This window comes from Flavonifractor sp. An91 (genome assembly GCF_002159225.1).
Lineage (GTDB): Bacteria > Bacillota > Clostridia > Oscillospirales > Oscillospiraceae > Flavonifractor > Flavonifractor avicola.
The window spans coordinates 1-9,163 of the sequence record NZ_NFHA01000056.1 but is presented as its reverse complement, the minus strand read 5'-3'; the positions used below and the strand labels follow the sequence as shown (position 1 = coordinate 9,163).

At 62.2% G+C, this 9,163-nt stretch carries 13 protein-coding genes; 10 read left to right on the top strand and 3 right to left on the bottom strand.

The features are described 5' to 3' along the window. Positions 1-192: 192 nt before the first annotated feature. Positions 193-381, bottom strand: coding sequence for a hypothetical protein (locus B5G42_RS16765; RefSeq protein ID WP_087272849.1), 189 nt, complete (start codon positions 379-381; stop codon positions 193-195). Positions 382-509: 128 nt separating this feature from the next. Between B5G42_RS16765 and B5G42_RS16760 the strand changes: the two genes are divergently transcribed. The 4 genes from B5G42_RS16760 to B5G42_RS16745 are packed head-to-tail and all read left to right on the top strand — an operon-like array spanning position 510 to position 2,963. Then, positions 510-689: a hypothetical protein gene (locus tag B5G42_RS16760; protein ID WP_087272846.1), complete on the top strand. Its 180-nt coding sequence runs from the start codon at positions 510-512 to the stop codon at positions 687-689. Between the two features lie 59 nt (positions 690-748). Further along, positions 749-1,204, top strand: a complete 456-nt coding sequence (gene lspA, locus B5G42_RS16755) for a signal peptidase II (RefSeq protein WP_087272843.1) — start codon at positions 749-751, stop codon at positions 1,202-1,204. Further along, positions 1,201-2,115, top strand: a complete 915-nt coding sequence (locus B5G42_RS16750; RefSeq protein WP_087272840.1) for an RluA family pseudouridine synthase — start codon at positions 1,201-1,203, stop codon at positions 2,113-2,115. Before lspA ends, B5G42_RS16750 begins: the two co-directional genes overlap by 4 nt. 41 nt (positions 2,116-2,156) lie before the next feature. Then, the gene (locus B5G42_RS16745) at positions 2,157-2,963 is read left to right on the top strand and encodes an HAD-IIB family hydrolase (protein WP_087272837.1); all 807 of its coding nucleotides are present in this window, start codon (positions 2,157-2,159) and stop codon (positions 2,961-2,963) included. A 44-nt stretch (positions 2,964-3,007) separates the two neighbouring features. On the opposite strand, the gene B5G42_RS16740 is transcribed toward B5G42_RS16745, so the two are convergent. Further along, a complete protein-coding gene (locus tag B5G42_RS16740; RefSeq protein ID WP_087272853.1) occupies positions 3,008-3,991 on the bottom strand; it encodes a biotin--[acetyl-CoA-carboxylase] ligase in 984 nt (327 codons plus the stop codon). Positions 3,992-4,171: 180 nt separating this feature from the next. On the opposite strand from B5G42_RS16740, the gene B5G42_RS16735 reads away from it, so the two are divergent. The 4 genes from B5G42_RS16735 (at position 4,172) to B5G42_RS16720 (ending at position 6,307) form a co-directional block, all read left to right on the top strand. Next, complete coding sequence (locus B5G42_RS16735; RefSeq protein ID WP_087188928.1) at positions 4,172-4,711, top strand: biotin transporter BioY; 540 nt, start codon at positions 4,172-4,174, stop codon at positions 4,709-4,711. A 63-nt stretch (positions 4,712-4,774) separates the two neighbouring features. After that, positions 4,775-5,065: a sporulation protein YabP gene (gene yabP, locus B5G42_RS16730; RefSeq protein WP_087188948.1), complete on the top strand. Its 291-nt coding sequence runs from the start codon at positions 4,775-4,777 to the stop codon at positions 5,063-5,065. Positions 5,066-5,559: 494 nt separating this feature from the next. After that, a complete protein-coding gene (locus B5G42_RS18290) occupies positions 5,560-5,835 on the top strand; it encodes a septum formation initiator family protein (RefSeq protein WP_087330569.1) in 276 nt (91 codons plus the stop codon). Between the two features lie 28 nt (positions 5,836-5,863). Then, positions 5,864-6,307, top strand: a complete 444-nt coding sequence (locus B5G42_RS16720) for a S1 RNA-binding domain-containing protein (protein WP_087188930.1) — start codon at positions 5,864-5,866, stop codon at positions 6,305-6,307. A gap of 65 nt (positions 6,308-6,372) precedes the next feature. On the opposite strand, the gene B5G42_RS16715 is transcribed toward B5G42_RS16720, so the two are convergent. After that, positions 6,373-6,942, bottom strand: coding sequence for a sporulation protein (locus B5G42_RS16715; protein ID WP_087272831.1), 570 nt, complete (start codon positions 6,940-6,942; stop codon positions 6,373-6,375). Between the two features lie 116 nt (positions 6,943-7,058). Here B5G42_RS16715 and B5G42_RS16710 point away from each other — a divergent pair, with 116 nt between their 5' ends. Together B5G42_RS16710 and B5G42_RS16705 are read left to right on the top strand one after the other, a co-directional pair. Next, the gene (locus B5G42_RS16710; RefSeq protein WP_087272828.1) at positions 7,059-7,643 is read left to right on the top strand and encodes a hydrolase; all 585 of its coding nucleotides are present in this window, start codon (positions 7,059-7,061) and stop codon (positions 7,641-7,643) included. Next, the gene (locus B5G42_RS16705; protein WP_087272825.1) at positions 7,643-9,034 is read left to right on the top strand and encodes an MATE family efflux transporter; all 1,392 of its coding nucleotides are present in this window, start codon (positions 7,643-7,645) and stop codon (positions 9,032-9,034) included. The genes B5G42_RS16710 and B5G42_RS16705 overlap by 1 nt, the downstream gene beginning before the upstream one ends. Positions 9,035-9,163 lie beyond the last annotated feature (129 nt).

Sequence of the window (9,163 nt, the reverse complement as noted above, 5' to 3'; positions counted from 1 at the left end):
GGCAATCCGTTTCCCCGGCAAAAGGGACGGATTCCCACGAAAAACGGCCGCCCGGTGGGCGGCCGTTTTTCTCGGAATGACGGGTCTTTGTACGAGCTGCACATTTTGCAACAGGCCCTTTTTTGCGGGCGGCCATAAAGGCCGCCCCTACAACAGACCGGGTGGGTCCGGTGTTTCCCGTAGGGGCGACCTTTATGGCCGCCCGCCGTCCCGATGGATGGGCCCGTTTTTCGCCTCATAGTCCCGAATCTGCACCCGAAGGAGCTGGCGGACATAGGCGGACAGGCTCCGGCAGGACTGCCGGGCCAGCCAGACCGCTTTTTCTTTGGTCTCCGGGGTGACCTGGATGGAAATGGTGCGTGCTTTCTTTTTGTCCTCCATAGAAATGCCCCCTTTCGCTCATAATATCATTCTTAATCACTCTAGTCAACTCTATATAAATCTTTGTGAAATATCACTCTTATTGATATTATAAAGATACAAATAGATACAACGAGGAGGGAATGAGTATGGGCGTTCAGGAAGCCCCCTATTCTCTGCGGCTGGAGCATGAGGTCATGCAGAAGATCCGCGTTCTGGCCGCCAAGGAGCGGCGCTCCATCAATATGCAGCTGTGCATTGCCGTGGAATCCTATCTGAACCAGTACGAGCAGGAGCACGGGGAGATCCCCGTTCCCGCCGAGGATTGACCCCTTAGGGCCGTCCGTGTTACAATGAGAAGAACGATCTGTCAAAGGAGCCTAAAACTATGCTCTACGCCATTTTGGCCGCCGCTCTGGTGGTGCTGGACCAGCTGGTGAAATTCCTGGTCCGGGCCTACATCCCCATGGGGGAGGGGGTCCCCTTTCTGCCCCACATCCTCCAGCTGACCTACTACCAGAACACCGGCGCGGCCTTTTCCATCTTTGAGGAACATACCTGGATTCTCACCCTGATCTCGGCGGCTGCCTCCATCCTTATCATCGTGCTGATGGTCAGAAAGACCTTCAACCACCCCTTCGGCATGGTCTCCCTGGCCCTGGTGCTGGCGGGTGCGGTGGGCAACCTCATTGACCGGCTCTTCCTGGGCTATGTCACCGATATGTTCCAGACCCTGTTTATGAACTTCCCCATCTTCAACGTGGCGGATATCTGCATTGTGTGCGGCGGCATTGCCTTCTGCGTCTACTTCCTGCTGTTCTGCAAAGAGGAGGACAAGGCATGACCCCCCTGCATCTGACCGCCGACCGGGCGGGGGAGCGGGCCGACCAGTTTCTGGCCCGGATGCTGCCCGAGCTGACCCGCTCGGCAGCCCAGCGGCTGCTGGAGGATGGAGCCGTTACCCTGAACGGCCTGCCGGTAAAGAAAAACTACAAGACCAGCCTGGGGGATGAATTGGTGCTGGCCCTGCCTGACCCCGCCCCCATTGATGTGGCGCCCCAGGACATCCCCCTGGACGTGATCTACGAGGACGACGACGTCATCGCCGTCAACAAGCCGGTGGGCCTGGTAGTTCACCCCGCTGCCGGGCATCCTGACGGCACCTTGGTCAACGCATTGTTATATCACTGCGGTAATTCACTCTCCGGAATCAACGGAGAGCTGCGCCCCGGCATTGTCCACCGCATCGACCGGGACACCTCGGGGCTCATCATTGCCGCCAAGAACGACTTTGCCCACCTGTCTCTGGCGGAGCAGCTCCAGGACCACTCCCTGTACCGGGAATACGAGGCGGTGTGTGTGGGCAATTTAAAGGACGAGTCGGGCACCGTGGACGCCCCCATCTTCCGCCACCCCACCGACCGGAAGAAGATGGCGGTGAACAAGCTCCAGGGCCGGCGGGCGGTGACCCACTGGTCGGTGCTGGAGCATTTAAACGGCTATACCCACATCCAGTGTCGCCTGGAGACCGGGCGCACCCACCAGATCCGGGTCCACATGGCCTACATGGGTCACCCCCTGCTGGGGGACGTGGTATACGGGTCCAAAAAGCCCTGGCCGGGGCTGGCGGGGCAGTGCCTCCACGCCCGGCGGCTGTCCTTCATCCACCCCCGCACCGGGGAACGGGTCACCCTGGAGTGCCCGCTGCCCCACTGGTTTGAGGCGGTGTTGACAAAGCTGCGCGCTATGGTATAAACTTTATAATACCAGTTTAATTCAGAAGGGAGGCGGCTGCCATCGGAAAGTTTGACGGCGTTCTGCTGGTCAGCGATTTTGACGATACCCTCTATGGTGAGAATATGCAGGTGGCCCCCGCCAACCTGACCGCCCTGGAGTACTTTACCCGGGAGGGGGGCATCTTTACGGTGGCCACCGGACGGGCTCACCCCACCTTTGCGCCCCACGCCCGCTGCACCCCCATCAACGCGCCGGTGGTGCTGTCCAACGGCTCGGCTCTGTACGATTTCCATGAGGACCGGATGGTATACGAGACCTTCCTGCCCCAGCGGGTGCGGGAGGACTTGGAGCAGGTGGCCCGGGACATTCCGGAGATCGGCTTTGAGGCCTACAACCACGACGATATCTACGTCTATCAGCCCAACGAGGTCACCCACCGGCATCTGACCCGGGCGGGGGCCACTGCGTCGGAGGTGCCCATTGCCCGGATGCCTTTGCCCTGGAGCAAGGTCATTTTGCAGCAGCGCAACGAGATCCTGCTGGAGACCCAGCGGTATATGCTGGATCGGTGGGCGGAGCACTACGAGGTCATCTTCTCCAACGCCGTGCTGCTGGAGCTCACCCGGAAGGGGAGCAACAAGGGCGGCATGGTGGCCTATCTGGCCCGTTATCTGGGCATTGATCCCAAAAAGATCTACTGTGTAGGGGACAACCAGAACGACATCCCCATGTTGGCCATCTCGGCCATCCCCTTCGCCCCCTCCAACTGCGCCCAGGAGGTCAAGGACTGGGGCGCCCGCATCCTGTGTTCCTGCGAGGAGGGCTGCGTGGCCCAGATCGTGGAGATTCTGGACTCCATTTATTAAAACGCAAAAAGGACCGCATCCGATGGGGTGCGGTCCTTTTTTGTTTACACATAGCCCAGCAGGCCCCGGACGGAGACCTCGCCGGAGGAGAGAGCCTCCTCGCTGCCGTCGGCCCAGCGCACCACCAGGGCGAAGGTATCGTCCACCCCCACCGCCGTGCCGATGCGCTCCTCCTGGCCCCGCAGCACCTTGATCTGGCGGCCCACGGTGATGCAGCCGGCCCGGTACCGCTCCAGCCACTGGTCCCATTGCCCGGGAAAGTCCCGGTCCAGCCTGTCCAGGGCGTCCAGCAGGGCGGCGGCCATCTCCGCCCGGCGGGGAGCCTTTCCCATAGCCTGGGCCAGGGAGATGGCCACGGGGGCCACCTCGGGGCCAAAATCTTCTTCTGTCTGGGTCAGGTTCACCCCGATGCCCGCCACCACATAGCGCAGGGCGGCGGTCTCACCCTCCAACTCCAGCTCAGTGAGGATGCCGCACAGCTTGCGCCCATCCAGAATCACGTCGTTGGGCCACTTGATGCCGGGACGAATGCCGCACACCTGCTCTACCGCGTCGCACACCGCCACCGCCGACCAGGCGGTGAGGGCGCTGACCTGCTCCAGGGGACAGTTTGGCCGCAACAGGGCGGACAGGTAGAGCCCCCCCGGCGGAGACACAAAGCTGCGGCCCCGGCGGCCCCGGCCTCCGGTCTGGGCAGCGGACACCACCACCAGCCCCTCGGGCACCTGATCCACCGCCCGGCGCTTGACCTCGTTGTTGGTGGAGTCCACCGTGTCCAGGCACACCAGGTTAGAGCCGATCTTCCGGCCGGGGACCATCAGCTCCCCGGGGGAGAGGAGATCGGGGGAGTCCTCCAGGGCATAGCCCCGGCGGGGAGCGGAGGAGATCACATACCCCTCCTGCCGCAGGCCCTCCATGGCCTTCCACACCGCCGCACGGCTCACCCCCAGCTTCTGGCTCATGGCCTCCCCCGACAGGGGAGCGCCCCCCTGGGCCTTCAGCAGGGCCAGTACCTCATCCCGCAGCATGGTCATCCATCCTTTCCCCTTCCGGCGGGCCACCCTAAAGGTCGCCCCCACATTTTTTCTATGGTATATTGTAGCCTGCCTCAGCTCTCTTTGTCAACCAATTTGATTTTATAGTTGACATTCTCTCTATTGTAAACTATAATCCAATTAGAGTTTACAATATGCCCAGGAGGTACCACCATGAAAGTCAAGTCTCTGGTCCACGTCGCCGTAATGGCGGCCCTCATTACCCTGTGCGCCTGGATCACCATCCCCACGGTAGTGCCCTTTACCTTGCAGACCTTTGCCATCTTCCTGGCGGTGGGCATCCTGGGGGGCAAGCTGGGTTCCCTGTCCGTGCTGGTCTACCTGCTGCTGGGAGCGGTGGGCCTGCCGGTGTTCTCCGGCTTTTCCGGCGGCATCGGTCGGTTTGCCGGGGTCACCGGCGGCTATCTCATCGGCTTTCTCCTCATCCCCCTGGTGATGTGGGGGGCCCAGACACTCTTTGGCAAAGGCCCGGTGGTCTTTGTGCTGTCCGCCGTTGTGGGGCTGGCGGTGTGCTACGCCTTCGGCACCGCCTGGTTCGTGCTGATGTACGCCGCCACCAGCGGCCCCATTGGGGTGGTATCCGCCCTGTGGAGCTGCGTCATCCCCTTCCTCATCCCCGATGCCCTCAAGCTGGCTCTGGCCCTGGTCCTCAGCCGCCGGCTGGCCCCTGTGATGGCAAAGGCCATGGCGTGACTCATATCCCATGCCCCTGTCCCATATAGTAGAGACAAGACTATGTGGGAAAGGGGCATTGTCATGCCGTATGAAAGTGAGCGGGGCCGGCCGGAGGTGGCCCACCATCTGATCCTGGAGGACCGGGAGCGCCTGTCGGTGTCCGGGGTGGAGGAGGTGGAGAGCTTTGACGAAAACACCATCGTCATGCACACCTCCCAGGGCACCCTGATTATCCGGGGGGAAAATCTGCACATTGAAAAGCTGAGTCTGGACGGCGGGGACCTGAAGGTGGAGGGGGACGTGGACTCCCTCACCTACGAGGACGGCCGGGGGGAGAAGTCCGGCGGCTTCTTCGGCCGCCTGTTCCGTTGAGATGGAGATCTGGGTATCGGAGCAGGCCCTCTTTCTGCTGGGAGCGGTGGGCCTGGGGGCGGCGGCAGGGCTGATCTACGATCTGCTGCGCATCCTGCGGGTACGCCTGCCCCTCCCCCTCATCGGGGGACTAATGGACCTGCTGTTCTGGCTGGTGGTGACGGCGGCCATCTTTGTCTACTCCACGGTGGCGGGCCGGGGACAGGTGCGGGGCTATCTGCTGGCCGGGATACTGGCCGGCGGCGGGGTCTACTTCTGGGCCCTGAGCCGGGGCTTTTTGTGGCTGGGCTACCGGCTGGCAGATTTTGTTGGGGCGGTCTGGCATATTGTGACACTACCGGTTGTGGTGCTGGGCAAGCTGTGTAAAAAAATCGGAAAATCCGCAAAAAAAGCCTTCCATTATCGGCCGAAGTGGTATAAAATAAATGCAATATCCGATGAAACGGAAGATACCCCCCGGTCAGACCGGGCCGCCGACGGGGAAGGAGTCACCCATGAAACTCAAGAAAGCATCCCTTCTGACCAAACTCGTCATCCTGGCGCTGCTCATCGGCACGGCCACCGGCCTGCTGACCATGCGCAGTCAGCTCCAGGCCGCTCAGGCCGATCTGGCCGCCGCCCAACAGCAGGTGGAGGAGCAGAAGCAAGTCAACGCCGACCTGGCCGACGCCGTGGAAAACAGCGGCGATCCGGACCGGCAGGCTGACCTGGCCCGTGAGAAGCTGGGCCTGGTGGAGCCGGGCGAATACGTCTTCCAGTTCACCGATTGAATTTTGAAAGAGAGGATTTTTCAGGCAAATGGAGTTTGGTGTTGGTACGATTGTGGAAGGAAAGGTCACAGGCATCACGAAGTTCGGCGCTTTCGTCTCGCTGCCCGAGGGCAAATCGGGGCTGGTGCATATCTCTGAGATTGCCTATTCCTATGTAAACGATGTAAAGGATCATCTGAAGGAAGGGCAGGAGGTCAAGGTCAAGGTCATCGGCATCGACGAGAACGGCCGTATCAACCTCTCCATTAAAAAGGCTATGGATCCGCCTCCCCGTCCCGCCGGTCACGGCGGTCAGGGCCGTCCCGGCGGACGCGACCGCGGCTTCAACGGCGGTTTCCGTGGCAAGCCCGCTCCCGCCGAGCCCACCACCTTTGAGGATCGGCTGAAGCAGTTTATGGCCTCCTCCGACAGCAAGCTGTCCGAGCTGCGCCAGGCCGAGCGCCGCAGCTCCCGCCGCGGCGGCCGGAAGTAATTCCATCCGTACATCACAAATCCCCGCGTCTCAAGACGCGGGGATTTTTCTTTGCCGGGGCGAAGTCATCCCCCCAGCACCTGCCACACCCCCAGGGCGATGAGGAGCAGGCCGGACAGGGGGAGGGCGAACCGGCCCAGCAGCCGCCCGGCCACCTTGTCGGCCAGCACCCGGCCCAGGGGCAGGGCGGCCAGGGTAAGTATGAAATTGGCCAGAGAGGCCAGAACCGGACCTACACCGGAGGCCCCGGCGGCCACGCCCACCCCGGCGTTGTTCACCGCCAGGGCGGCGGCCAGAGCCACCCAGCCCAGCAGGCTCTTCCCGGCGGCGGGGGTATCCTCCTGTCCGGTCTCTCCCAGACCCCGCAGCCAGTCCAGCACGAACCACAGCCCGATCCCCGCCAGCACCAGCCCCCCCAGGGCTCCGGCAAAGCTGCGGCCCAGGGTGGCCGCCGCCCCCTCGCCCAGCACCAGGGACAGCCAGGTGATGAGGGTGGTCAGCCCGGCGATCACCAAGGTGTGGGCAGGGGAGGGACGTACCCCCCGCACCGCCCAGCCCATGGCCAGGATCACCGTATCAAAATTACAGGCGGCGGCAAACAGGACCGCCGCCGCCAGCATGGAAAACCACTCCATGGAGCACCTCCTGTTCCGCCCATTCTATTCGGGGTACGAATCAGCGGTGCATGGGGTGGTTTTTTGCAGGGTGCTGTGCTATACTGATTTTTAAGCGAATTACGAGGAGGTCTGTCATGGACAGCAAGGAAGTATTTCTTCAGATCTACCGGGACAACATACACCGGGAGGGCTCCGACGCTCTGCTGGACTACCTGGAGCACAAGAGCGACTTTTTCACCTCTCCCGCCTCCGCCCGGTTCCACGGTTCCTACCCCGGCGGCCTGTGCGAGCACAGCGTCAACGTCTACCGCTGCCTGGAGGCCTATCTGGAGCGGGAACGGGTACGGGAGCTGTATGGCCTGGATTACTCCCCGGAGACGGTTGCCCTGGTCTCCCTCCTCCATGACGTATGCAAAATCGGCTGCTACCGGGGCGGCACCCGCAATGTAAAGGGCCCCGACGGCAAGTGGCAGAGCGTGCCCACCTTCTTCTATGAGGATAATCTTCCCTACGGTCACGGGGAGAAGAGCGTGTACATTCTCTCCGGCTTTTTGCGCCTCACCCGGGAGGAGGCCATGGCCATCCGCTGGCACATGGGCTTCTCCGGCGACGAGGACAAGCGGCTGGTGGGGCAGGCCTTCCAGCAGTATCCTCTGGCCTTCGCCCTCAGCGTGGCGGACATGGAGGCCACCTATTTTCTGGAGAAAGACGAGGCGTAATGGCTGTGGCAAAACGAGAAAACGACCTGGGCCGGGACCCGGTAGGCAAGCTGCTGCTGCGGCTGGCGCTGCCCTCGGTCACCGCCCAACTGGTAAACGCCCTGTACAACATTGTGGACCGGATCTACATTGGCCACATCGAAGGAGTGGGAGACCTGGCCCTTACCGGTCTTGGCGTATGCTTCCCGGTGCTGATGTTCGTCTCCGCCATCTCCGCCCTGGTGGGCATGGGCGGCGGCTCCCGGGCTGTGGTACGGATGGGCGAGGGCAAGGAGGATCAGGCCAACGCCATCCTGGGTAACTGCACCGCCCTGCTCATCGCCCTGTCGGTGCTGGTGACCGCCCTCTTCCTGGCCATCAAGGAGCCTATGCTCCTCCTCTTCGGCGCCACGAAGGAGACCATCGGCTTCGCCACCGACTATCTGACCATCTATCTGTGGGGTACCATTTTTGTGGAGATCTCCCTGGGGCTTAACTTCTTTATCACCTCCCAGGGCTTTTCCACCATCTCCATGGCCACGGTGCTCATCGGCGCGGTGACCAACATCGTGCTGGACCCGGTGTTTATCTTCGGCTTCAACATGGGCGTCAAGGGCGCGGCCCTGGCCACCATCACCGCCCAGGGCGTCTCGGCGGTGTGGGTGCTCCGGTTCCTCACCGGCAAGCGCACCAGGCTGCGGCTGCAGCGGCGGCACTTCCGCATCAATCCCAAGGTACTGGCCCCGGTGGTGGCCCTGGGCGTATCCCCCTTCATCATGAACGCCACTGAGAGCCTGGTAAACGTGGCCTTCAACGCCTCCCTGAAGGCCTACGGCAGCACCTCCGCCGTGGGGGCCATGACCATCTGCTCCAGCGTGCTGCAGATCTTCTTCCTGCTCCTCCAGGGCATCGCCCAGGGGGCACAGCCCATCATCGGCTTCAACTACGGCGCGGGCAAGCTGGACCGGGTGAAGAAGGCTTTCAAGCTGCTGCTGATCAGCGCCTTTACTTTCAGCTGTACCGCCTGCCTGGCTCTGGAGCTCTTCCCCCACGCCTTTGTGATGCTCTTCAACGATAAGCCGGAGCTGGTGGATCTGGCGGTGTGGGCCCTGCGGATCTATGTGTGCGGAATGTTTATGCTGGGGGTCCAGACCTCCTGTCAGCAGACCTTCGTGGCCCTGGGCCAAGCCAAGATCTCCCTGTTTCTGGCCCTGCTGCGGAAGGTCATCCTGCTGCTTCCCCTCATTCTCATCCTGCCCCGGCTCATCACCGGCCACCAGGTCATGGCGGTGTTTCTGGCTGAGCCGGTGGCCGACGTTCTGGCCGCCCTCACCACCGGGTCCATGTTCCTGTGGCGCTTCCCCCGCATTCTGGCCCGCCGCCGGAAGGAGCTGGAGGGCAAACACGCCTGAATACGGTAAAAAGGGCCTGTTGCAAAATAGCTGTTTTGCACAAGCCTGTCATTGCGAGCCAGTGCGCACACTGGCGTGGCAATCCGTTTCCCCGGCAAAAGGGGCGGATTCCCACGAAAAACGGCCGCC

What these genes read in the sequence shown, in the direction of transcription:
- B5G42_RS16765 (WP_087272849.1), bottom strand. Translation starts at nt 381, where the DNA reads ATGGAGGACAAAAAGAAAGCACGCACCATTTCCATCCAGGTCACCCCG.
- B5G42_RS16760 (WP_087272846.1), top strand. Translation starts at nt 510, where the DNA reads ATGGGCGTTCAGGAAGCCCCCTATTCTCTGCGGCTGGAGCATGAGGTC.
- lspA (WP_087272843.1), top strand. Translation starts at nt 749, where the DNA reads ATGCTCTACGCCATTTTGGCCGCCGCTCTGGTGGTGCTGGACCAGCTG.
- B5G42_RS16750 (WP_087272840.1), top strand. Translation starts at nt 1,201, where the DNA reads ATGACCCCCCTGCATCTGACCGCCGACCGGGCGGGGGAGCGGGCCGAC.
- B5G42_RS16740 (WP_087272853.1), bottom strand. Translation starts at nt 3,991, where the DNA reads ATGCTGCGGGATGAGGTACTGGCCCTGCTGAAGGCCCAGGGGGGCGCT.
- B5G42_RS16735 (WP_087188928.1), top strand. Translation starts at nt 4,172, where the DNA reads ATGAAAGTCAAGTCTCTGGTCCACGTCGCCGTAATGGCGGCCCTCATT.
- yabP (WP_087188948.1), top strand. Translation starts at nt 4,775, where the DNA reads ATGCCGTATGAAAGTGAGCGGGGCCGGCCGGAGGTGGCCCACCATCTG.
- B5G42_RS18290 (WP_087330569.1), top strand. Translation starts at nt 5,560, where the DNA reads ATGAAACTCAAGAAAGCATCCCTTCTGACCAAACTCGTCATCCTGGCG.
- B5G42_RS16720 (WP_087188930.1), top strand. Translation starts at nt 5,864, where the DNA reads ATGGAGTTTGGTGTTGGTACGATTGTGGAAGGAAAGGTCACAGGCATC.
- B5G42_RS16715 (WP_087272831.1), bottom strand. Translation starts at nt 6,942, where the DNA reads ATGGAGTGGTTTTCCATGCTGGCGGCGGCGGTCCTGTTTGCCGCCGCC.
- B5G42_RS16710 (WP_087272828.1), top strand. Translation starts at nt 7,059, where the DNA reads ATGGACAGCAAGGAAGTATTTCTTCAGATCTACCGGGACAACATACAC.
- B5G42_RS16705 (WP_087272825.1), top strand. Translation starts at nt 7,643, where the DNA reads ATGGCTGTGGCAAAACGAGAAAACGACCTGGGCCGGGACCCGGTAGGC.